Raw genomic sequence first — 23,312 nt, 5'->3', positions numbered from 1 at the left:
CGCTGAGCTCGTCCGCTGAGCTCGTCCGCTGAGCTCGTCCGCTGAGCTCGTCCGCCGAGCTCGTCCGCCGAGCTCGTCCGCCGAGCCCTCCCGACGGTTGGTACCGCCGCGACGTCACACGGTGATGCCCAGGCGCAGCGGGATCGCACCGTCCGGGACCTCCGGAGGAGTGCCACCGAACTCCGGGCACAGCGACTGGTGCGCGCACCAGCCGCACAGCTTCGTCCGGCGAGGCTTCCACACCCCGGTGCGGGCGGCGTCCTCGATGGCCGACCAGATGGTGCGGATCTTCTGCTCGGTGTGCTCCAGCTGTTCGACGGTGGGCTCGCCGCGCAGCACCTGGCCGTCACCCAGGTACACGAGCTGCAGCATCTTGGGCAGCACCCCGCGCTCGCGCCACAGGACCAGCCCGTAGAACCGCATCTGGAACACCGCCGACGACTCGTAGCCCGGACGCGGCGACTTGCCGGTCTTGTAGTCGACAACCCGCACGGCGCCGGTCGGCGCGACGTCCAGCCGGTCCACGATTCCGCGCAGCAGCGGGCCGCCGTCGAGCTGCGACTCCACCAGGAGCTCCCGCTCCGCCGGTTCGAGCCGGTTCGGGTCCTCCAGCGTGAAATACGTGCCGAGCAGCGAACCCGCGCCCGCCAGCCAGCCCGCCCGGTCCTGCCCGTCCGGGCCGACCCCGTCCGTGAACAGCGACGTGTACCGGTCGTCCGCCTCCAGCAGCCGGTCCCACTCGCCGGGCAGCAGGTCGTTCGCCGCGGCCAGCGTGCGCTCACCCAGTGGGGCGTCGTACAGCCGCTCCAGCACCGAGTGCACCAGCGTCCCACGCGCGGCGGCGGCCGACGGGGGCTCCGGCAGCCGGTCCACCGTGCGGAACCGGAACAGCAGCGGGCACTGCATGAAGTCGTTCGCGCGGGACGGCGACAGAGCCGGCGGCCGCGACGGCGCACGCACGGCCGACACGGTGCCGACCGCCTCCGCCGTCACGTCCGGGACCGGCTCCTGGGATACCTCCGTCGTCGTCATGGCCCCAACCCTAGGTGCGGTCACCGACATCCCCGGGCAGCCATCCACAGCGTGCCGCGCCCCCGAGCGCGACAGGCCGGATAGGTTTGTCCGGTGACCACCTCGGAGCCCGCCTCCACGCCCGCACCGCCCTCCCCGCAGCGCTCGAAAGGGTTCGTCATCGGCCGCGTGGCCGGGGCACCTGTCATCGTCACGCGGTCCTGGTTCCTCGCCGCCTTCGTCCTGACGATCCTGTTCGTGCCCAACGTGCAGAGACTCGCGCCAGGGCTCGGCGCGGGCGCCTACCTCGTCGCGTTCGTGTTCGTGCTGCTCCTGTTCGGCTCCGTGTTCCTGCACGAGGCCGCGCACGCACTGGTCGCCAGGGCGCGCGGCCAGAACGTGACCGAGCTCGCCGTCACGCTCTGGGGCGGCCACACCGCCTACACCGGCGGCCTGGGCCGGCCGCTCGACGGCTTCCTGGTCGCCGTCGTCGGACCCCTGACGAACCTGGCGCTCGCGGCGGTGTTCTGGTTCGCGTACCAGGCCTCGCCGGTGCTGAACGTGCCGACGCTCCTGCTGTTCGCCGGCGCGGCGTCCAACGCGTTCGTCGGCGCGTTCAACCTGCTCCCTGGACTGCCCCTCGACGGTGGCCAGATCCTCGAAGCCATCGTCTGGGCCGTCACGGGCAAGCGCACCACCGGCACCGTCGTGGCCGGCTGGGCCGGTCGCGTCGTCGCAGTCGGTGTCCTGCTCTGGGCGCTGGTCGTGCCGTACCTGCGGGGCGTCACCCCGGACATCACGAACGTCTTGTTGTCCGCGCTGATCGGGGCGTTCCTCTGGGCCGGTGCGGGCGCCGCGATCACGAACGGCCGCCGCAGGGAGGCGGTCGACGGTCTGACCGCCGCCGGGCTCGCCGGGCCCGCCGTCCTCGTGCCGCTCGGCTCCACCGTCGCCGACGCGCTCGAGGCCCGGGCTGCGGCAGCGGGCGGCGGCACGCCGTCCCACTACGTCGTGGTCGTGGGGCACGGCGGCGTCCCCATCGCGGTGATCGACGGCGGCGCCGTCACGGCGGTCCCGGAGTCGGCCCGCGGCCTGACCCTGGTCGACGCCGTGGCCGTGCCGTTCGTGCCCGGGTCGGCCGTGCCCCCGGCGCTGTCGGGCACCGACCTGCTCACGCGGCTGGCCCAGCGGTCGGGCGGAGCCAGGCTCGTCCCGGTCGTCGACGACGGCCGGGTCACCGGGGTGCTCGACCTCGCCGACGTCGCACGGGCGATCCGCGCCACCTGACGCCCCGCCCGACGCCCCGCCCGGCTCCAGGATCCAGCCCGGCGCACGCGCTGTCCCGGCCCAGCGCTTAGGATGGTCGGTCGTGACCACACCCACCGACACCCCTGTCGCCACCGGCGCCGAGCAGCGCCGCGGCCCGTTCCGCGTGGGCGACAAGGTCCAGCTGACCGACCCCAAGAATCGCCTGCACACCATCACGCTGCAGCCCGGCGGCACGTTCCACACGCACCGGGGCTACTTCCAGCACGAGCAGCTCATCGGGCAGCCCGAGGGCTCCGTGGTGGTCAACACCGCCAACATCGAGTACCTCGCCCTGCGCCCGCTGCTGGCCGACTACGTGCTGTCGATGCCCCGCGGTGCCGCCGTCGTGTACCCGAAGGACGCCGCGCAGATCGTCGCCATGGCCGACATCTACCCGGGCGCGCGCGTCGTCGAGGCCGGCGTCGGCTCCGGCGCGCTGACGATGTCCCTGCTGCGTGCGGTCGGCGACGCCGGGCACGTGCACTCGATCGAGCGGCGCGAGGACTTCGCGGCGATCGCCAAGGGCAACGTCGAGACCTTCTTCGGCGGGCCGCACCCGGCGTGGGAGCTGTCCGTCGGCGACCTCTCCGACGTGCTGCCAGAGGTGGCCGAGCCGGGCACCGTCGACCGCGTGGTCCTGGACATGCTCGCACCGTGGGAGAACGTCGAAGCGGTCGCCTCGGCGCTCGCGCCCGGCGGCGTCGTCGTCTGCTACGTGGCCACCACGACCCAACTTTCGCGCACAGCGGAAGATCTGCGTGCGGACGGTCGGTTCACCGAGCCGGCGGCCTTCGAGACGATGATCCGCGGGTGGCACCTCGAGGGTCTGGCCGTGCGTCCCGAGCACCGGATGATCGGCCACACGGGCTTCCTCATCATCGCCCGCCGGATGGCCGACGGGGTGGTCGCACCCGAGCGGAAACGGCGTCCTGCCAAGGGTGCGTACCCCGCGACTGCCGAAGCGGAGTGGACTCCCGAGGAGCTGGGGGAGCGTGCCATATCGGACAAGAAGGTCCGTAAGGTTCGCCGTGACCTGGGCGTGGCACCTGAGGACGCGAACCTCCCGCCCGCGTGAACGGGCTGTAACGATCGCGTACCTCGGACGTCTCAAACGGGTGTTCTTACTCCCGGTGTGTCAGTGACTGTGCTTAAGGTGCTGTTCTCGGAGGCGTTTGCGTCATATGGTCGCCTCCCGGGCCCTACGAGAGGGGATGTCATGACCGAGAACACGTCAGGATACAACCATCCCGAGAACGAGTCTTTGCCAAACCGCGACTACGAGCGCCAGATTGCCCTCCTCTCAGCCAAGAACGAGCGTCTGGCGGAGGCGCTCCGGGCAGCGCGCGATCAGATCGTCGAGCTGAAGAAGCAGCTCGACGATCTCGCCAAGCCGCCGGGCACGTACGCCGTGTTCCTGGGGGCGCACACCGACGGTTCGGTGGACATCTCCTCCGCCGGCCGCAAGATGCACGTCTCCGCGAGCCCGAGCCTGGACGTCACGCGACTGAGCCCGGGCCAGGAGGTCAAGCTCAACGAGGCCATGACGGTCGTCGGGGCGGGCGAGTACGAGCGCACGGGCGAGCTGGTGACCGTCAAGGAGATGCTGGGCGGTGACCGCGTGCTCGTGGTCGGTCGCGCTGACGAGGAGCGGGTGGTGCGCCTCGCCGGCTCCTTGATGGACTCCCCGCTCCGGGTGGGCGACTCGCTCACGGTCGACACGCGCAGCGGCTTCGTGTTCGAGATCGTGCCCAAGTCCGAGGTCGAGGAGCTGGTGCTCGAAGAGGTCCCGGACATCGAGTACGAGGACATCGGTGGCCTCGGCCCGCAGATCGAGGCGATCCGCGACGCGGTCGAGCTGCCCTTCGCGCACCCCGACCTGTTCCGGGAGCACGGGCTGCGCCCGCCCAAGGGTGTGCTCCTCTACGGCCCGCCCGGATGCGGCAAGACGCTCATCGCCAAGGCCGTCGCACACTCCCTCGCCGGGATGGTGGCCCGCGCCAACGGGGGCGACCCCAACGCGAAGAGCTTCTTCCTGAACGTCAAGGGTCCGGAGCTGCTCAACAAGTACGTCGGTGAGACCGAGCGGCACATCCGGCTGATCTTCGCCCGCGCCAGGGAGAAGGCCAGCCAGGGCATGCCCGTCGTCGTCTTCTTCGACGAGATGGAGTCCCTGTTCCGCACCCGCGGTACGGGTCTCTCCTCCGACGTGGAGACCACCATCGTGCCTCAGCTCCTCGCGGAGATCGACGGCGTGGAGCGGCTCGACAACGTCATAGTCATCGGCGCGTCCAACCGCGAGGACATGATCGACCCGGCCATCCTGCGCCCAGGACGCCTCGACGTGAAGATCAAGATCGAGCGGCCCGACGCCGAGGGGGCCAAGGAGATCTTCGGCAAGTACCTCACCAAGGACCTGCCGATCCACCCCGACGACCTGGCCGAGTACGGCAACAACATGGCCGAGGCGCTCGACGGCATGATCACGTCGGTCGTGTCGCGGATGTACTCGGAGGACGAGGAGAACCAGTTCCTCGAGGTCACCTACGCGTCCGGGGACAAGGAGACCCTCTTCTTCAAGGACTTCAACTCGGGCGCGATGGTCCAGAACGTGGTCGACCGTGCCAAGAAGAACGCGATCAAGGACTTCCTGGCCACGGGGCAGAAGGGCATCCGTGTGGACCACCTCCTGACCGCGTGCGTCGACGAGTTCAAGGAGAACGAGGACCTCCCGAACACGACCAACCCCGACGACTGGGCGCGCATCAGCGGCAAGAAGGGCGAGCGCATCGTCTTCATCCGCACCATCGTCCAGAAGAAGGGCGAGGGCGCCACGCCGCGCACCATCGACACCGTCCAGAACACGGGTCAGTACCTCTGACAGCACGTCGAGGCAGGGTCCGCGTCCGTCCGGCGGGCGCGGACCCTGCCTCGCCGACGGGACCGGTCAGCGCGGCTGATCAAGTGACCGACCAGCGGGACTACTGCGGCATAGGGTGGTGAACGTGAGCGTACGTCGTGTGATGGGCATAGAGACCGAGTACGGAGTCCTGCAGCCAGGCCGTCCACTGGCCAACCCCATGCTGCTCTCCAGCCAGGTGGTGACGACCTACCGGGCGATCTCCACGCGTTCCGAGGGCCGGGGCGGCAAGGCTCGCTGGGACTACGACGACGAGGACCCGCTGCAGGACGCGCGCGGGTTCCATCTCGACCGCGCCTCGGCGCAGCCCTCGATGCTGACCGACGACCCGGCGCTGCCCGCGCCGTCGGGCCCGGTGACCGGGCAGGTGCCGGTCGTGGAGCCTGGTCTGCCCGGCCGTGGCCGACGCCGGTCCGGCTCGACGCAGGAGGTCGAGCGGCCCGCCGCCGAGGAGTACGACGACCCGAGCGCCGCGAACGTCATCCTGACGAACGGCGCCCGGTTGTACGTGGACCACGCCCACCCCGAGTACTCCTCGCCCGAGGTCATGTCGCCCGAGGACATCGTGCGCTGGGACGTCGCAGGGGAGCGGGTCATGCTCGCGGCCCTGCGGGAGCTCGCGGGCTTCCCGGGCAGCGAGGTGGTGCTGTACAAGAACAACGTGGACGGCAAGGGTGCCAGCTATGGCACCCACGAGAACTACCTCGTGGACCGGTCGCTGCCCTTCACGACGCTCGCCGAGCTCATCACCCCGTTCCTCGTCACCCGGCAGGTGTTCACGGGGTCCGGCCGCGTGGGCCTCGGCGCGACGAGCGGCACCGCCGGCTACCAGATCTCCCAGCGCGCCGACTACATCGAGGCCGAGATCGGCCTCGAGACCACGCTGCGCAGGCCCATCGTCAACACTCGCGACGAGCCGCACGCCGATCGGCAGCGGTGGCGCCGCCTCCACCTCATCCTCGGCGACGCGAACCTGATGGAGGTGCCCACCTACCTCAAGATGGGCACGACGTCGCTCGTGCTGTGGGTGCTGGAGCACCTCGACGAGCTGGCAGAGGCCGGTGTCGACGCGCGGACAGAGCTCGGCGCCCTCCGGCTGGCCGACCCGGTGAGCGACGTGCAGAAGGTCTCGCGCGACCTCGCGCTGACCGCGCGGCTCGACCTGGCGGACGGCAGGACCATGACCGCGCTGGAGGTCCAGGGCGAGGTCACCGACATCGTCCGGCGGTCACTGAAGGTGCTCGGTACGGACGCGGAATCGGACGCCGTGCTCGACCGCTGGGCGTCCGTCGTCGAACGGCTGGGCACGGATCCGGCGTCCTGCGCGCGCGAGGTCGAGTGGGTCGCGAAGCTGCGGCTGCTGGACCGCCTGCGCTCGCGCGACAACCTGGAGTGGGACCACCCGCGCCTGCACGCCATGGACCTGCAGTGGTCCGACGTGCGGCCCGAGCGGGGCATCTACCACCGGCTGCTCGCCAAGGGGGCGGTGGACCGGCTGGTCGACGAGGAGAGCGTCGCGCGAGCGGTGCAGCACCCGCCGACCGACACCCGCGCCTACTTCAGGGGTGAGGTGATGGCTCGGTACGGGAGTCAGATCTCCGCGGCGAGCTGGGACTCGGTCATCTTCGACGTCGACGGGTCGCAGGCCCTGCAGCGCGTGCCGATGCTCGACCCGACCCGCGGCACGCGCCGCCACATCGGCGCGCTGCTCGATGCGAGCCCCGACGCCGCGACCCTGCTCGCGGGACTCTCCGGAAGAAGGTGACCGTGGATGTCAGTGTCACCGCCTAGGGTCAATACATGAGGTCAGGGCCTAGGCTTCGAGACCAGTAATACGTCAGTGAATCACCAGGAGGCGATCATGGCCGGTCAGGAAAGAATCAACCCGTCACACGAGGACCGCACTCCGGACGACGACGCGGAGGCCCCGGCGCCCGCCGCAGCGGCGGCGCAGAAGGACGACGACGAGGTCGACGCCCTGCTGGAGGAGATCGACGAGGTGCTGGAGACCAACGCCGAGTCGTTCGTTCGTGGATTCGTCCAGAAGGGTGGGCAGTGACCTGAGCGCAGACCGCACCACAGGACGACTCCCGGACGCCTTCCTGCGTCCGGGATCGTCGTCCTTCGTGGACTTCCTGGCCGAGCACGCCCCTGACCGCCTGCCTGGGAACCGGGTCATGCCCGCCGGCGTGACCGACCCGGCGACCCTTGCCCCGCACGCCACCACGATCGTGGCGCTCACCTTCGACGGCGGGGTCCTGCTGGCGGGTGACCGCCGTGCGACCGCCGGGCCGATGATCGCCAGCCGCAGCATCGAGAAGGTGTTCCCTGCCGACGAGTACTCGGCAGTGGGCATCGCCGGTTCGGCAGGTATCGGGCTGGAGCTGGTGCGGCTCTTCCAGCTCGAGCTCGAGCACTACGAGAAGATCGAGGGGTCGCTGCTCTCGCTCACGGGCAAGGCGAACCGCCTGGCCACGATGCTGCGCGCCAACCTGCCCATGGCGATGCAGGGGCTGGCGGTCGTGCCGCTGTTCGCCGGCTACGACCTGGACAAGGAGACCGGCCGCATCTTCAGCTACGACGCGACGGGCGGTCGCTACGAGGAGCACGAGCACCACGGCATCGGCTCCGGCTCGCTCTTCGCCAGGGGCGCCATGAAGAAGCTCTGGCGGCGTGGGATGGACGCGGAGGCCGCTGTCCATGTGGCGGTCGAGGCGCTGTACGACGCCGCGGACGACGACTCCGCGACGGGCGGTCCCGACACCGTCCGCGGGATCTTCCCCGTGGTCGCCACGGTGTCCGCCGACGGTTACCAGCGCATCGAGGACGCGGAAGTCGCTCGTGTTGCGGAGCACATCGTGGCGCAGCGCCGAGAGAGGGGGCACCTCGCATGAACATGCCGTTCTACGTCTCGCCCGAGCAGCTGATGAAGGACCGGGCGGACTTCGCCCGCAAGGGCATCGCCCGCGGACGGTCCGTGGTGGTGCTCGCCTACGACGGCGGTATCGCGTTCGCCACCGAGAACCCCTCGCGTGCGCTGCACAAGATCTCGGAGATCTACGACCGCATCGCCTTCGCGGCCGTGGGCAAGTACAACGAGTTCGAGAACCTGCGGGTGGCCGGCGTGCGGTACGCCGACATGCGCGGCTACTCCTACGACCGGTCCGACGTGACGGCGCGGGGCCTGGCGAACGCGTACGCACAGACGCTCGGCACCGTGTTCATCACCGAGTCGAAGCCCCTCGAGGTGGAGATCGTCGTCGCCGAGGTGGGTGCCGAGTCGGCGGACGACCAGATCTACCGGCTCACCTACGACGGCACGGTGGCGGACGAGCACGGCTTCGTCGTCATGGGCGGGCAGGCCGAGCAGCTCGGCCGGCGCGTCAAGGAGGGCTGGCGCGAGGACATGTCGCTCGGCGAGGCACTGCGGCTCGCCGTGGCGGCCCTGGGTTCGGGCGAGGGCTCGGCGTCGCGCACCATCGAGGCGGCCCAGCTCGAGGTGGCCGTCCTGGAGCGGGACCGGCCCCGGCGGTCGTTCCGACGTCTGACGCGTCAGGTCCTGGCCGACCTGCTCGCCGACGGCGCGGAGCCCGCGGAGGGCGAAGCGGTGCCGTCCGACGACCTTCCGCCGTCGGACGACGTCGCGGTGGGCTCGGCGACGCCGGGCCTGGGCACGGCGGACACGGTGCCGCCGGAGACGGCTGACCCGGCCGACGCTGCCGAGACGAGCAGCGCGACCGACACGGAGACCGAGGCCGACACCACCACGCCGGACGCCGGGGCGGCAGCCCCGGCGGACGACACCACCGACGAGTCCCCGAGCGAGGAAAAGCCCGACGAGGGGCCGGGTACGTCCGGCGACTCGCCCGGCACCGACCGATAGCAGCACGTTCCGCGAACAGGGAGGGGAAGTCCATGGACCGCAGGATCTTCGGTCTCGAGACCGAGTACGGCGTGACGTGCGCTGCCGACGACGGGCGTGGCCTGTCTGCCGACGAGGTCGCCCGCTACCTGTTCCGGAAGGTGGTGGCGTGGGGCCGTTCCTCGAACGTGTTCCTGAGGAACGGCTCCCGCCTCTACCTCGACGTGGGATCGCACCCCGAGTACGCGACGGCGGAGTGCGACGACGTGCGCCAGCTCGTCTCGTACGACCGGGGCGGTGAACGCATCCTCGAAGGCCTCGTGGCGGACGCGCAGCAGCGCCTCGAGCACGAGGACCTGCCGGGCAAGATCCACCTGTTCAAGAACAACACCGACTCGGCGGGCAACTCCTACGGGTGCCACGAGAACTACCTGGTGCGGCGGTCGGGAGACTTCTCGCGGCTGTCCGACGTGCTCGTGCCGTTCCTCATCACGCGGCAGATCCTGGTCGGGGCGGGGAAGGTGCTCTCGACGCCGCGCGGCGCGGTGTTCTGCCTGTCGCAGCGCGCCGACCACATCTGGGAGGCGGTCTCCAGCGCGACCACACGGTCGCGTCCCATCATCAACACGCGCGACGAGCCACACGCCGATGCCGAGCTGTACCGCCGGCTGCACGTCATCGTCGGCGACTCCTCGATGGCCGAGCCCACCACGATGCTGAAGGTGGGTTCGACGGACCTGGTGCTGCGGCTGGTCGAGGCCGGGGTCCCGATGCGGGACCTCACGCTCGAGAACCCGATCCGCGCCATCCGGGAGATCAGCCACGACCGCACGGGCAAGCACGCCGTGACGCTGGCCAACGGCCGGACCATGACGGCCATCGAGATCCAGTCGGAGTACTACGAGCGTGCCCGTGAGCTCGTGGAGGCGAACCTCGAGGTCACGCCGGTGGTCAAGCAGGTGCTCGACCTGTGGGAGCGCGGGCTGCGCGCGCTGGAGGCGGAGAACCTGTCGCTCATCGACCGGGAGCTGGACTGGGCCATCAAGCTCAAGCTCATCCGGCGGTACCAGGAGAAGCACGGCATGGGCCTCGACGACCCGCGCATCGCCCGGCTCGACCTGGCCTACCACGACATCTCCCGCACCGAGGGCCTGTACAACCTGCTCGCAGCCCGCGGCATGGTCGAGCGGGTCACCACCGACCTGGAGGTCTTCGAGTCCACGGCCCTGCCGCCGCAGACCACCCGGGCCAAGCTGCGCGGCGACTTCGTGCGGGCGGCCCAGGAGGCCCGCCGGGACTACACGGTGGACTGGGTACACCTCAAGCTGAACGACCAGGCGCAGCGCACGGTGCTGTGCAAGGACCCGTTCAAGAGCGTCGACGACCGGGTGGAGCGCCTGATCGAGAGCATGTGACCACCAGCGGGTGCCCCGGGAGCGGCCACAGGGTCGGTCCCGGGGCACCGATTGTTCCGGGGGCGCTGTCGCGTCGTGGGAGAATCGGCTGGTGAGTTCCTGGTTACGCGTCATCGTCGGTGCGCTGGCAGCGACGGCGGTGGCGGTGACCACGGCGTGCGCACCCGCGTCCTTGCCGGTGGAGGTCGGCCCCCCGCCGACGTCCACCGCATCGCAGGCGCCGCTGCAGGTCACGGGCACGAGCGGGGCCCCGCCCACGCTCGAGTACGAGAAGCCGTTCGCCGTCGTGCAGCCGGGTTCGCGTACGGTCTGGCCAGGTACGGGGGACGTGCTGGAGCGTGACGACCCGGTGCTGCTGAACCTCTACGCGCAGGACGGCAGGGACGGCACGGAGCTGCAGAACACTTTCCAGACCGCGCCCGCGGCGTACACGATGACCGAGAAGTCGCTCGGCAGCCATCTCTTCGAGTCGCTCGAGGGTGAGCGCGTCGGGGCCCGCCTCGCGCTCATGGAGGAGCAGGACGGCGTCCCGGTGCTGCTGGTCGTCGACGTGCTGCCCACCCGTGCGTCGGGCGTCGCGGGGGAGGCACCGGGCAGCAGCCTGCCGCAGGTACGCCTCGACGACCTCGGAGCGCCGACCGTACGCGTCCCGCGCGGCGTCGAGCCGCCGTCCGAGCTGGTCGTGCACCCGCTGATCCGCGGGTCCGGGCAACAGGTGCGCGCCGGTCAGATCCTGACCGTCGAGTTCACCGCCGTGCGCTGGAGCGACGGCGGCGTGGTCGACACGACGTGGACCGAGGGCGCGCCGCCGCAGTCCGCGGAGATCGGCATCGGCAGGCTGGTCGAGGGCTGGGACCAGGGGCTGGTGGAACAGACCGTCGGCTCCCAGGTCATGCTGGTGGTGCCACCGCAGGACGGTCATGCCAACACGAAGAGCCAGCTGGCCGGCGAGACGGTGGTGTACGTGGTCGACATCCTCGACGCGCACGAGCCCGACCCCCACACACTCGATCCGCGCGAGGCGGGTACCGAGGACGAACCTGAGAAGAAGGAGGGCTGATGTCTGTCGCGATCCGCGTGATCCCGTGCCTGGACGTTGACGCGGGCCGAGTGGTCAAGGGCGTCAACTTCGCCGACCTGCGGGACGCCGGGGACCCGGTGGAGCTCGCCGGCCGGTATGACGCCGAGGGTGCCGACGAGCTCACGTTCCTGGACGTGTCGGCCTCGTCCGGCGACCGGGAGACCATGGTCGACGTCGTGCGCCGCACCGCCGAGCAGGTGTTCGTACCGCTCACCGTGGGCGGCGGCGTCCGCTCCACCGACGATGTGGACCGGCTGCTGCGCGCGGGCGCCGACAAGGTCGGCGTGAACACCGCCGCGATCGCGCGGCCCGAGCTGATCGCCGAGATCGCCCAGCGGTTCGGCTCGCAGGTGCTGACGCTGAGCGTCGACGCGCGCCGCGTCACGGGCGACGTCACCACCCCCTCCGGCTACGAGGTCACCACGCACGGTGGACGGCGCGGGACCGGGATCGACGCCGTCGAGTGGGCGGAGAAGGTAGCCGTGCTGGGGGCCGGGGAGATCCTGCTCAACTCGATGGACGCCGACGGCACCACCGCCGGATTCGACCTGGAGATGCTCCGCGCCGTGCGGGATCGGGTGCACGTACCGCTCGTCGCGTCCGGCGGCGCCGGCACGCCCCAGCACTTCGTGGAGGCGGCGCAAGCAGGGGCGGACGCCGTCCTCGCCGCGTCGGTGTTCCACTTCGGCGTGCTGACGGTGGGCCAGGTCAAGGACGCCATGCGCGCGGCGGGCATCGACGTCCGCTGACGCCAGGTCTCGACAGGCTCGACCACCGCGGACCGAGCCTGTCGGGACCCCTCCTTGACCTCAACCAAAGTCGAGGTCCTAACGTCGACGACGCCTGCGGCGAAAAACTGTCGAATCGATTCCCGTGCCGTGAGAAAATTCTGCTGTCCCCGAGGAAGCGAGGTCTTTCCGTGCCCCCAGACGCCCCGCGATCCAGACCGATGGCCTTGACCGGCTCTCGTGTGCGCCGGTCGCTCGCACTCATGTGGCGCGGTATGCGCGCCCACCCCGGCATCTACGTCCTGGCCGTCGGCGCCTCGGCGATGTTCGGCGCCCTCACCGTCGGCGTGAGCCGCGCGGTCGGCTGGGCCACCGACTCCGTCGTCGTCCCCGCCATCGCCGGCGACGAGGTCGCCCGCGACCGGGTCTGGCTCGGCGGCCTCGTGCTCGGCGCCGTCGCACTGTCGCTCGCCGTGTCCGTCGCCGCACGCCGCATCTGGGCGGGCTACGGCTTCGTGGGCATCCAGGCCGGCCACCGCACCGCACTGACCCGCCAGTACCTGCGCCTGCCTGCCTCGTGGCACCGGGCGCACCCGGCCGGCCAGCTCCTGAACCACACCACCTCGGACACCGAGGCCGCCACCGGCGTCTTCAACCCGCTGCCGTTCGCGCTCGGCGTCGTGGTCATGATCGGCGTCTCGATCGTCCTGCTCCTGACGATCGACCCCTGGCTGGCGCTCGCGGCGCTCGCCGTCATCCCCGTCACGGTGGGCGTGAACGCCGTCTACCAGCGGCACATGTCACCCGCGGTGACCCGGGCGCAGCGCCTGCGCGGCGACGTCGCCGACGCGGCGCACGAGAGCTTCGAGGCGGCGCTGCTGGTCAAGTCGCTCGGCACCGAGGACCGCGAGGAGGACCGGTTCGACGCGCGCACGCAGGAGCTGCGCGCCGCGAACGTGCGCGTCGGCATCGTCCGCTCGCTGTTCGACCCGGTGATCCAGACCCTGCCGGCGGTCGGCACCCTGCTGGTGCTCGGCGTCGGCACGTGGCGCATCTCCACCGGTGACGTCGAGCCAGGGGACATCGTCACCGCGGCCTACCTGCTCACCATGATGACGGTGCCCGTGCAGGCGTTCGGCTGGGTGCTCGGGGAGCTGCCGCGTGCCCTGGTCGGCTACGAGCGCATCGCGCAGGTCGTCGACTCGACGGGCGCCCTCGAGTACGGCGACGCCCGCCTGCCCCGGACTCCCGGCCAGCCCGGCCTCGCCGTCCGCCTGGAGGACGTCGGCGTCGACGTCCCCGCGATCAGTGGCGCCCGCGGTCGGTCGATCACCCTGCTCGACGGCGTCGACGTGAACGTCGAGCCCGGTACGACGGTCGCCGTCGTCGGCACCACCGGCGCCGGCAAGACCACGCTGGTGAGCCTCCTGGCCCGGCTGTCCGACCCCACGCGCGGGCGCGTGCTGCTCGACGGCACCGACGCGCGGACCCTTGCCGAGGGCGAGATCCCGGCCCAGGTCGCGTTCGTCACCCAGACCACGTTCATCTTCGAGGACACGGTGCGCGCCAACGTGACCCTTGCCGACGAGGGAGCGCCCGGCGCGCCGTCCGACGACGAGGTCTGGGAAGCCCTGCGGCTCGCCCGCCTCGCGGACACCGTGCGGGAGCTCGCCGGCGGCCTCGACGCGCCGCTCGGCGAGCGCGGCGCCAACCTGTCCGGCGGACAGCGGCAACGCCTCGCGATAGCGCGCGCCCTGGTGCGCAGCCCTCGCCTCCTCGTGCTCGACGACGCGACCAGCGCCGTCGACCCGCGCGTGGAGCAGGAGATCCTGCGCGGACTGGCGGACCGGGCCGACGAACGGGCCGCTGACCAGGCTGCTGCTGACCAGGCAGTCCCAGCGACAGGTGCGGACCCCGGGCAGGCGCCGGGCACCACGGTGATCATGGTCGCCTACCGGATGTCGTCGGTGGCGCTCGCCGACCGCGTCATCCACGTCGAGGGCGGCCGCGTGGTCGACGCCGGGACGCACGACGAGCTCATGGCGCGCGACCCCGGCTACCGCGAGCTCGCCACGGCCTACGAGGTCGAGACGGAACGCAGGGAGCAGGAACGGGCCGACGCCGCTGCCGCCGGTGTGCTGGACGAGAAGCTGGAAGAGGTGGCCGGATGACCGCGGCGACGGACGAGCGTGAAGCGACCGACGTGCCGGAGGACCTGCTCGATGCCGACGGCACCCGCATCGAGTCGACGAGCAACCTCGGTGTCTTCGCGACGCTGCGCCGGGGCATCGAGATCAGCCCCGAGATCGCCAGGGGGATGTGGCTGACGCTCGGCCTGGCGTCGCTCGCCGCCGTCGGCCGCGTGGTGGTGCCGCTCGCGGTGCAGCAGACCATCGACGTCGGCATCCTCGCCGACGCCGGGCCCGAGGTGGGCCGGGTGGCGCTCCTCGCGTCGCTGGCGGCGGGCGCGCTCGTGCTGGCCGGCCTGTGCGCGGCGCTCGTCAACGTGCGCCTGTTCCGCTCGGCCGAGGCCGGGCTCGCGACGCTGCGCGTCAAGGCGTTCCGGCACGTGCACGACCTCTCGACGCTGACGCAGAACACCGAGCGGCGGGGCGCGCTGGTCTCGCGCGTGACCAACGACGTCGACACGGTGTCGCTGTTCGTCCAGTGGGGCGGCATCATGCTGCTCGTCAGCGCCCTGCAGATCGTGGTGGCGACCGGGCTGATGCTCGTCTACTCGCCGATCCTGACGGCGGTGGTGTGGGTCGCCTTCATCCCGATGTTCCTCATCATCCGGTTCGGGCAGAAGTACGTGAACCGCGCCTACACGCTGGTGCGCGAGCGGGTCGGGGCGATGCTCGGCGCGATCTCCGAGGCCGTCGTCGGCGCCGAGACGGTGCGCGCGTACGGTGTGTCGGAGCGCACCGGACGGCGCATCGGTGCCGCCGTCGAGGACACCCGCCGGGCGCAGGCCCGGTCCCAGATCCTGGTCGCGGCGACCTTCTCGTCGGGCGTCCTCATCTCGAACCTCGTGCTGGCGATCGTGGTGGTCGTCGGGACGCTGCTCGGCGTGGGCGGCGGCCTGACGGCGGGCCAGCTCGTGGCCTTCCTGTTCCTGGTGCAGCTGTTCACCGGGCCGGTGCAGATGGCCACAGAGATCCTCAACGAGCTGCAGAACGCGGTGGCCGGCTGGCGCCGGGTCATCGCCGTCATCGACACCCCGGTGCAGGTGGCCGAGAAGCCGGACGCGGTGACGCAGGAGCGCGGGCCCGCCCGCGTGACGCTGCGCGACGTCCGGTTCTCCTACCCGAACGGCCCCGAGGTGCTGCACGGCGTGACGCTCGACCTGCCGCCGCGCACCAAGGTCGCGGTGGTGGGACAGACCGGGTCCGGCAAGACGACCATCGCCAAGCTCGTCACGCGCCTCATGGACCCGACGGCGGGCGCGGTCGAGCTGGACGGCGTGGACCTGCGCGACCTGGCGTTCGCGTCGCTGCGCGAGCGGGTGGTGCTGGTGCCGCAGGAGGGCTTCCTGTTCGACGGGACGGTGCTCGAGAACGCGGCGTACGGGCTGCGGGGCTCGGTGGCGTCGTCGGTCGAGCCCTCGTCGTCGGCAGAGCCTGTCGAGACCCAGGCCGCGACGCGTGCCGCCGTCGAGCAGGCGTTCGCCGAGCTCGGCCTGTCGGACTGGGTCGCCGACCTGCCCGACGGGCTGGAGACCGAGGTCGGCCAGCGGGGCGAGTCGCTGTCGGCGGGGGAGCGGCAGCTCGTCGCGATCGCCCGTGCCTACCTCGCCCAGCCGGACCTGCTCGTGCTGGACGAGGCGACGTCGGCGGTGGACCCCGCGACCGAGGTCCGCATCGCGCGGGCCTTGGACTCGCTCACGGCCGGCCGGTCCACGATCACCATCGCGCACCGGCTCTCGACCGCCGAGGCCTCCGACCTGGTGGTGGTGGTCGACGAGGGCCACGTCGCCGAGGTCGGCCCGCACGACGAGCTCGCTGCGGCGGACGGCATCTACGCCCGCATGCACGCGAGCTGGGTGGCCCAGACTCGATAGAGACTCGTCGCCGGCGCCGAACCGAACCTTGACCCCCACCAGCGCGCCGAACCGCAACCTAACGCCCCATCACCGCGCCGAACCGCAACCTGCACGTTCATTCGGCTCGATCCGGACGTGCAGGTTTCGGCTCGACACCCGGATGGACAGATAGGTTTCGGTTCGGCGCCGAAGGCGCTGGCGGACTCACGCGCGAGCTTCGGTTCGACGTCGAGCGGACTGGTCCAGAAGACCTGTACGTGGCGGTTCGGCGGCACGGCCACGCAGTGTGTCGGACGGCGAGCGACGGGCGGCCTCTGCGCGCGCCCACGGGACGGACAGCGACCGCCGACCGGGTCCATGGGACGGACGGCCACCGACGACCGCGCCGCCGCATGCCGTGCATCACGGCCGAATTCTCAGAGGCCCGGGTAGCCCTCGTCGACGGCGGCAGAGCCCTTTGAGCGCGACCACACCCGCCGTCGGGCGGCGTTCTTGCACAGGCCGGCTGCACGAGGCGCTCTCGTTTCGGTCCGGTGGCGTTGGCTGGCGGCATGGGACGACGGATCGAGCTCCCCAGCGATCTCGCGATCATTGCGGAGGCACAAGCAGGCCTGATCACCACCGCGCAGTGCCGCGAGCTCGGTGTGTCACTCACGCGTGTCGCCGGCCTGCTCGATTCGGGAGCGTGGCGGAGAGTCACGCGCGGTGTGTACGACACCGACCCGACGCCGATCGCGTCTCGTCACCCTGACCGACGGCGACGTCGGGCTGCCTTCGCGGCGAAGCTCGCGCTCGGGCCCGACTCCGTGGTGGTCGGCGCATGCGCGCTCGCCCTCCATGGTGTCTGGGGCCTGCCGACGACGCTCGAGCCGCTGGCGGCACTTCCCGGCGGGCGCCGCGCCTACTCGCGGGACGGCATCCACGCCCGGATGTTCGACGGCGGGATGACCGTCACCGAGGTCGACGGGATCGCAGTGGCGACCGTGGACTGGGCGCTCGTCCAGGCAGTGCCGGAGATGGACCGGTTCCATGCGGTCGGGGTCATGGACAACATCCTGAACAGAGGGTTCGTCACTCTGGACGAGCTCGACGAGATCCATGACAGAGCACGCGGCAGGAGGGGGATCGCGACCAGGCACGGCTACTTCGGCGAGGTGGACGCGCGGGCGGAGTCGCCGTCCGAGTCCCGGGCTCGGCTGGACTGCGTCGACCACGGCGTGCCGCCGGACGCGCTGCAGGTGCCGGTGCGCGACCTGTCCGGCGTCGTGCGCCGGGGCGATCTCGGCTGGACGTTCAAGGACGGCCGGATCCTGATCGCGGAGATCGACAGCGACGAGCACCACGACGTGGCGGCGCTGGCCGCGGACACCGAGCGGCACAACGACATCGCTGCTGTCTCGGCTGTGGTCCTGCACTTCCGCAAGGATGCGGTGTACAGGCCCGGCGGGGTGTCCGGCAAGGTCCGCGCGACGTTGGACAGGTACAACGACGGGCTGTCGCGATCGCCCGGGCCGAGGTCGTCGGACGACGGGACGTGATGCGCGCAGTGCCGATAGGTGCCGATGCGCGCAGTGCCGGACAAGCGGTCGCCGTCCGACATCGAGAGCTGATCAACCTGCGGTTCGACAGGGTGGGTCGCCCCTGAGCGTCCTGTTCGGAGTACCGACGCGTTGGCCGGCGCCGAACCGCAATTTGAACGTCCAGCGGCGAGTGCCGAACCGCAGCTTGCCCGTCGGACACCGGATCTCTCCGCGCCGAACCGTCGCCGACACGTCGATCAAGGTGTCGAACCGAAGGCTGGACGTCCATCGAGCGGTAGATCGACGTTCAACTTTCGGTTCGGCACCCGGATCGACGTGTTGGCGACGGTTCGGCACCCCGATGGACGTTCAACTTTCGGTTCGGCACCCGGATCGACCTATCGGCGACGGTTCGGCACCCCGATCGACGTTCAACTCTCGGTTCGGCACCCGGATCGACGTGTTGGCGACGGTTCGGCACCCCGATGGACGTTCAACTTTCGGTTCGGCACCCGGATCGACGTTCAGGTGTCGGTTCGGCGTGGCGGGACCGGATCGCTCCTCGACGCGGGCCGACGGCGGACATCACACCGCCGTCGGCCCGCGACGTGGCAGGATTCTCAGGTGCCCGAAGTTCTCGACCCCACGATCTCTGCCCGACTCAAGCGGGACGACGCCGGCCTGGTCGCCGCCGTCGTCCAGCAGCACGACACGGGCGAGGTGCTCATGGTCGGCTGGATGGACGACGAGGCCCTGCGCCGCACGCTCACCGAGGGCCGGGTGACCTTCTGGTCCCGGAGCCGTTCGGAGTACTGGCGCAAGGGCGACACGTCCGGGCACGCCCAGTACGTCAAGGCCGTGAGCATGGACTGCGACGGCGACGCCCTGCTGGTCCAGGTCGACCAGGTCGGCGCCGCGTGCCACACCGGCACCCGCACCTGCTTCGAGGCCGGGGGCGACCTCGGCGCCGTGGTCGGCGAACGCGACCGGCACGACGGCACGCCGCAGGACGCCAACCAGCGATACGAGGAGCACCGGTGACCCAGCTCGACACCCAGCTCGATCCCCACGGGGCCCGCGCGGCGACCGCGCCCGCCGACCTGCCCTGGGGGCGCACCTGGCCGAGCCTGCCGGAGTTCCGGGAGATGGCCTCCGACCGCCGGGTGATCCCGGTGGTCCGCCCGCTGCTGGCCGACGACGCCACGCCCGTCGGCCTCTACCGGACGCTGGCGCAGAGCAAGCCGGGCAGCTTCATCCTGGAGTCGGCGGAGTCCGGCGTCTGGGCGCGCTGGTCGTTCGTCGGCGTCGCATCCCGCGCGACCCTGACCAGCGACAACGGCCGTGCCGTCTGGACCGGCGACGTGCCCGTCGGGGTCCCGACGGAGGGCGATGTCGTCGACGTGCTCGAGGCGGCCCTCGTGGCGCTCCGCACGCCCGGCGTGGCCAACCTGCCGCCGCTCACCGGCGGTCTGGCCGGCGTGCTGGGCTGGGACATCGTGCGGCACTGGGAGCCGACCCTCCCGGCGACCGCCCCGGACGAGGTGGGCGCGCCCGAGCTCGCCCTGTGCCTCGCCACCGACCTCGCGGTGGTGGACCACCGGGAGGGGACCGTGTGGCTGGTCGCCAATGCGATCAACGCCGACGCCACGGACGAGCGCGTCGACGAGGCCTATGCGGACGCCGTCGCCCGGCTCGACGCCATGGCGGCGCAGCTGGCGGCGGCCGGGCCGCGCGTCACCTCCGTCGTCGTCGAGGGCCCCGAGCCGCAGCTGGAGTTCCGCTCCACGCAGGAGGAGTTCGAGGACGCGGTGCTCGCGGGCAAGGAGGCGATCCGCGACGGTGAGGTGTTCCAGGTGGTGCTGTCCCAGCGCCTCGACCTGGACTGCCCGGCCGACCCGCTCGACGTCTACCGGGCGCTGCGGACCATCAACCCGAGCCCGTACATGTACTACTTCCACCTGGCCAAGCCGGACGGCGCCGAGTTCGCCGTGGTCGGCTCCAGCCCAGAGACCCTGGTGAAGGTGGACGACGGCCACGTCACCACCTACCCGATCGCCGGGTCCCGGCCGCGCGGCGCCCACCCCGAGGAGGACGCAGAGCTGGGCGAGGAGCTGCTGGCCGACCCGAAGGAGCGGGCCGAGCACATCATGCTGGTCGACCTGTCGCGCAACGACATGGTGAAGGTGTGCGAGCCCACCAGCGTCGAGGTCGTCGAGTTCATGAAGGTGCGCCGGTTCAGCCACATCATGCACATGTGCTCGACGGTGGTGGGCCGGCTCCGCGCCGGCCGCAGCGCCCTGGACGCGCTGCGGGCGACGTTCCCGGCAGGCACGCTGTCGGGGGCGCCCAAGCCCCGGGCGATCGCCCTGATCGACGAGCTCGAGCCCGCCTCGCGCGGCATCTACGGCGGGGTCTGCGGCTACTTCGACTTCGGCGGCAACATGGACATGGCCATCGCCATCCGCACCGCGTACATCGCGGACGGCCGCGCCAGCGTGCAGGCCGGCGGGGGCATCGTCGCCGACTCGGTGCCCGCCCTGGAGTACGCGGAGTCGCGCAACAAGGCCGCCGCGGCGGTGCGGGCGATCCAGCTCGCGTCCCGGCTCGCCCCGCTGGGGAAGACCCCGCCGAGGAAGACCCCGCTGCGGAACAACGGGGACGACAAGTGACGCGCACCCGCACCGTCCTCGCACTGCTGGTCCTGGGCGCGCTGACGTTCGGCACCGGCTCGCCCACCTGGGTCACGACCACGGTGACCACTGCCCTGGAGCCCGAGGTGGCGGTAGCCGCCGCAGGCACCTCGGCCGCGCCGGGGGTCGGCGCAGGGGCGCTCGTGCTCCTGGCCGCCGGCATCGCCTGCGCGCTCACCGGCCGGGTAGCCCGGTACGTGGCCCTGCTGGTCGCGGCTGCGGCCGGGGTGCTGGTGGTGGCGAGCACGCTCGTCGTCGTCGGCGACCCGACGCCCGCCGCCACCGCCGCCGCGTCCGCGACGAGCGGCGTCACCGAGCTCACGTCACCGGTGACGCTCACCGCGTGGCCGTGGGCCGCTGTCGCCTCGGGTGTGCTCGCCGTGGTCGTCGCGGTCTGCGGCGCGATCGCGGCGCGCGGCTGGACGGCGACGTCGGGCCGGCACGAGCGCGCGGACACCGCGGCGTCGGGCAGCGCCACCACCGGCACGAGCGCCGGCGCCACCACCGGAACCTCCGCCGCGGACGACGGCACCGCCGTCGGACCCGACGACGAGATCGACCCGCACGACGCCTGGGACGCGCTGTCCCGGGGCGACGACCCCACGGGCCGCTGACCTGACCTGGAACGGTTAGGCTGAGCGCGTACCGCACGACACGAAAGGCACCCACCCGCGATGACCGAGAACAAGTCCGAGATCGCCTACCTGCCGCCGGGCGTCCCGCCGAACAACCATGGCCACACCGTCGCCGCCTGGGTGACGATGGCCGGCATCACGCTGGGTGCGCTGATCGCCTCGTGGGGTGTCATCGTGGCGCAGTCCTCGTCGGCCTGGCTGGTGATCTTCGTGCTCGGCTTCGTGGTGATCGGTGCCTCGCTGATCGTCGGCCTGGTGCTGCGCAACCTGGGCATGGGCCAGAAGAAGGTCCAGCGGTAGCACCATGACGACCACGGAGACGACCACCGACCTCACGATGCCCGCGCGGCCTGCCGCGTACCCCCGGAACAGTTTGGGGGCCTGGTCGCTCGTGCTGGGCATCGCGTCGGTGGTGCTCCTGCTGGGCGCCATCACCGGAATCCCCGCCATCATCATCGGCAACCAGGGCCGCCGGGCCGTGCGCGCCGGCGAGGCGGACAACGAGCGCATGGCGATGACCGGCGTCGTGCTGGGCTGGATCTCGCTCGCGGTCCTTGCCGTGGTCATCGTGCTGGTGATCGCCCGCTTCCTGGCGGGTGGGCCCGATTCCTGAAGTTTCCGGCGAGGTCTCCGACCCCTCCACCCCCAGCAGCGCCCGGCCCGCCGTCCTCTCGGCGCTCCGGGCGCCGCTGCTCACGGGCGCAGCGGTCGGCGCGGCAACGCTGCTGCTCGCTCTGCGCGACCCCCACGTCCGCGGCTCCTACGGGTTCTGCCCGCTGCTGGAGCTGACGGGCCTGGCCTGCCCCCTGTGCGGCGGGCTGCGCGCCACGCACGACCTGGCCCATCTCGACCTGGCCGGCGCCTGGTCGGCGAACGCGCTGTGGACGGTGACCGCCCCGGTCGTGGTGGTCCTCTGGCTGGCGTGGCTCGTGTCCGCCGCACGCGGCCGGCCCGTCAAGGGCCTGTCCAGCACCGCCGGCTGGGTCACCCTCGGCGTCGCGCTGGCGTTCTTCGTGGCACGCAACCTCCCGGGGCTGCAGCCTTACCTGACTCCCTGGGTCTGACCCGGTCCGACCCGGCCCTGGGCCCGGTCAGGTGATCCCCAGGGAGTCCTCGGACCACTCCCGGCCCGGGATCTGACGGGACGTCGTCTCACGGTCCGGGAGTGGTCAGGACCACACCCTGGATCCGCCTACGATGGCCATGGGGCGATCGCCCCGGCAAACGTACGAGGCGTAGCACGAGGGCAGAGCAAGGGCACGGGGAGGCTCATTACATGTCGGTCCTGGAGGACATCGTCGCGGGGGTTCGTGAGGACCTCGCGGAGCGTGAGGCACGTGTGCCTCTCGACGCGCTCAAGGAGCGTGCCACCGCGGTGCCCGGGGCCCTCGAGTGCCTCGGTCGTCTCAAGCAGGCGGACGCCGTCTCGGTGATCGCCGAGGTCAAGCGCTCGAGCCCCAGCAAGGGCTCGCTGGCGCAGATCGACGACCCGGCAGCGCTCGCCGTCGAGTACGAGACCGGCGGCGCGTCCGCCATCTCCGTGCTCACCGAGCAGCGCCGGTTCAACGGCTCGCTCGCCGACCTGGACGCCGTGCGTGGCCGGGTGGACGTCCCGGTGCTCCGCAAGGACTTCATCGTGACGCCGTACCAGGTGTGGGAGGCGCGTGCGCACGGGGCCGACCTGGTGCTGATCATCGTCGCCGCCCTGGAGCAGACGGTGCTCGAGTCGCTCGTCGAGCGCGTGCACTCGCTCGGCATGACCGCCCTGGTCGAGGCGCACAACCTCGAAGAGGTCCGCCGCGCCGTCGGTGCGGGCGCCCGGGTGGTCGGCGTCAACCACCGCAACCTGAAGACCCTCGAGCTGGACCGCGGCCTGTTCCGCAGCCTCGCCGAGTACATCCCGGACGACGTGATCAAGATCGCCGAGTCCGGCATCCGTGGCCCGCACGACGTGATGGAGATGGCCCGCGCCGGCGCCGACGGCGTCCTGGTGGGCGAGGCCCTGGTGACCGACGGCGCGCCGCGCGCCTCGGTGGCCGACCTCGTCGCAGCGGGCTCGCACCCGTCGCTGCGGTCCGTCCGTCCGGCTTGAAGGGATCCGAG

Annotated in this window: 20 protein-coding genes and 1 pseudogene; 20 read left to right on the top strand and 1 reads right to left on the bottom strand. The window is 71.5% G+C overall.

The window, feature by feature from the left end; genetic code table 11:
- Positions 1-114: 114 nt before the first annotated feature.
- Positions 115-1,032, bottom strand: coding sequence for a PD-(D/E)XK nuclease family protein (locus tag AB0I32_RS21395; RefSeq protein WP_357509675.1), 918 nt, complete (start codon positions 1,030-1,032; stop codon positions 115-117).
- Between the two features lie 93 nt (positions 1,033-1,125).
- Between AB0I32_RS21395 and AB0I32_RS21390 the strand changes: the two genes are divergently transcribed.
- The 20 genes and pseudogenes from AB0I32_RS21390 (at position 1,126) to trpC (ending at position 23,301) form a co-directional block, all read left to right on the top strand.
- The gene (locus AB0I32_RS21390; protein WP_357509673.1) at positions 1,126-2,298 is read left to right on the top strand and encodes a site-2 protease family protein; all 1,173 of its coding nucleotides are present in this window, start codon (positions 1,126-1,128) and stop codon (positions 2,296-2,298) included.
- Between the two features lie 82 nt (positions 2,299-2,380).
- On the top strand, positions 2,381-3,394 hold the full coding sequence (locus tag AB0I32_RS21385) for a tRNA (adenine-N1)-methyltransferase (RefSeq protein ID WP_357509671.1): 1,014 nt from the start codon (positions 2,381-2,383) through the stop codon (positions 3,392-3,394).
- Between the two features lie 141 nt (positions 3,395-3,535).
- On the top strand, positions 3,536-5,197 hold the full coding sequence (arc, locus tag AB0I32_RS21380) for a proteasome ATPase (protein ID WP_357509669.1): 1,662 nt from the start codon (positions 3,536-3,538) through the stop codon (positions 5,195-5,197).
- Between the two features lie 142 nt (positions 5,198-5,339).
- Positions 5,340-7,001, top strand: coding sequence for a depupylase/deamidase Dop (gene dop / locus AB0I32_RS21375; protein WP_357509711.1), 1,662 nt, complete (start codon positions 5,340-5,342; stop codon positions 6,999-7,001).
- A 96-nt stretch (positions 7,002-7,097) separates the two neighbouring features.
- Positions 7,098-7,295 carry a ubiquitin-like protein Pup gene (locus tag AB0I32_RS21370; protein ID WP_116675649.1) on the top strand — a complete coding sequence of 66 codons (198 nt, stop codon included), beginning with the start codon at positions 7,098-7,100 and terminating at the stop codon, positions 7,293-7,295.
- 1 nt (position 7,296) lies between these two features.
- Entirely contained in the window at positions 7,297-8,130 is an 834-nt protein-coding gene (gene prcB / locus AB0I32_RS21365; RefSeq protein ID WP_357509709.1) for a proteasome subunit beta, read from the top strand.
- Positions 8,127-8,810, top strand: a pseudogene (gene prcA / locus AB0I32_RS21360) (proteasome subunit alpha); the annotation flags it as partial. The gene prcB and the pseudogene prcA, both read left to right, overlap by 4 nt.
- Before the next feature lie 341 nt (positions 8,811-9,151).
- Positions 9,152-10,513 carry a Pup--protein ligase gene (gene pafA / locus AB0I32_RS21355; protein ID WP_116675647.1) on the top strand — a complete coding sequence of 454 codons (1,362 nt, stop codon included), beginning with the start codon at positions 9,152-9,154 and terminating at the stop codon, positions 10,511-10,513.
- Positions 10,514-10,604: 91 nt separating this feature from the next.
- Positions 10,605-11,573, top strand: coding sequence for an FKBP-type peptidyl-prolyl cis-trans isomerase (locus AB0I32_RS21350; RefSeq protein WP_357509666.1), 969 nt, complete (start codon positions 10,605-10,607; stop codon positions 11,571-11,573).
- On the top strand, positions 11,573-12,343 hold the full coding sequence (gene hisF / locus AB0I32_RS21345; protein ID WP_357509664.1) for an imidazole glycerol phosphate synthase subunit HisF: 771 nt from the start codon (positions 11,573-11,575) through the stop codon (positions 12,341-12,343). The genes AB0I32_RS21350 and hisF overlap by 1 nt, the downstream gene beginning before the upstream one ends.
- A gap of 200 nt (positions 12,344-12,543) precedes the next feature.
- The gene (locus AB0I32_RS21340; protein WP_357509662.1) at positions 12,544-14,493 is read left to right on the top strand and encodes an ABC transporter ATP-binding protein; all 1,950 of its coding nucleotides are present in this window, start codon (positions 12,544-12,546) and stop codon (positions 14,491-14,493) included.
- Positions 14,490-16,382 carry an ABC transporter ATP-binding protein gene (locus tag AB0I32_RS21335; protein ID WP_357509660.1) on the top strand — a complete coding sequence of 631 codons (1,893 nt, stop codon included), beginning with the start codon at positions 14,490-14,492 and terminating at the stop codon, positions 16,380-16,382. The genes AB0I32_RS21340 and AB0I32_RS21335 overlap by 4 nt, the downstream gene beginning before the upstream one ends.
- A gap of 533 nt (positions 16,383-16,915) precedes the next feature.
- Entirely contained in the window at positions 16,916-17,902 is a 987-nt protein-coding gene (locus AB0I32_RS21330) for a type IV toxin-antitoxin system AbiEi family antitoxin domain-containing protein (RefSeq protein WP_357509658.1), read from the top strand.
- A 606-nt stretch (positions 17,903-18,508) separates the two neighbouring features.
- A complete protein-coding gene (gene hisI, locus AB0I32_RS21325) occupies positions 18,509-18,925 on the top strand; it encodes a phosphoribosyl-AMP cyclohydrolase (protein ID WP_357509656.1) in 417 nt (138 codons plus the stop codon).
- Complete coding sequence (locus tag AB0I32_RS21320; protein ID WP_357509654.1) at positions 18,922-20,553, top strand: anthranilate synthase component I; 1,632 nt, start codon at positions 18,922-18,924, stop codon at positions 20,551-20,553. The genes hisI and AB0I32_RS21320 overlap by 4 nt, the downstream gene beginning before the upstream one ends.
- A complete protein-coding gene (locus tag AB0I32_RS21315; protein ID WP_357509652.1) occupies positions 20,550-21,188 on the top strand; it encodes a Trp biosynthesis-associated membrane protein in 639 nt (212 codons plus the stop codon). Before AB0I32_RS21320 ends, AB0I32_RS21315 begins: the two co-directional genes overlap by 4 nt.
- A 60-nt stretch (positions 21,189-21,248) precedes the next feature.
- Positions 21,249-21,509 (top strand): HGxxPAAW family protein, encoded by a 261-nt coding sequence (locus tag AB0I32_RS21310; protein WP_357509650.1) that lies wholly within the window; start codon positions 21,249-21,251, stop codon positions 21,507-21,509.
- A 4-nt stretch (positions 21,510-21,513) separates the two neighbouring features.
- A complete protein-coding gene (locus AB0I32_RS21305) occupies positions 21,514-21,822 on the top strand; it encodes a DUF4190 domain-containing protein (RefSeq protein WP_357509649.1) in 309 nt (102 codons plus the stop codon).
- Positions 21,806-22,273, top strand: coding sequence for a DUF2752 domain-containing protein (locus AB0I32_RS21300; RefSeq protein ID WP_357509647.1), 468 nt, complete (start codon positions 21,806-21,808; stop codon positions 22,271-22,273). The genes AB0I32_RS21305 and AB0I32_RS21300 overlap by 17 nt, the downstream gene beginning before the upstream one ends.
- A 212-nt stretch (positions 22,274-22,485) precedes the next feature.
- Positions 22,486-23,301 carry an indole-3-glycerol phosphate synthase TrpC gene (gene trpC / locus AB0I32_RS21295; RefSeq protein WP_357509645.1) on the top strand — a complete coding sequence of 272 codons (816 nt, stop codon included), beginning with the start codon at positions 22,486-22,488 and terminating at the stop codon, positions 23,299-23,301.
- Positions 23,302-23,312: the final 11 nt, after the last annotated feature.

It is taken from the genome of Promicromonospora sp. NPDC050249 (assembly GCF_040656015.1).
GTDB lineage: Bacteria > Actinomycetota > Actinomycetes > Actinomycetales > Cellulomonadaceae > Promicromonospora.
This window is presented reverse-complemented; position numbering and strand designations above follow the sequence as displayed.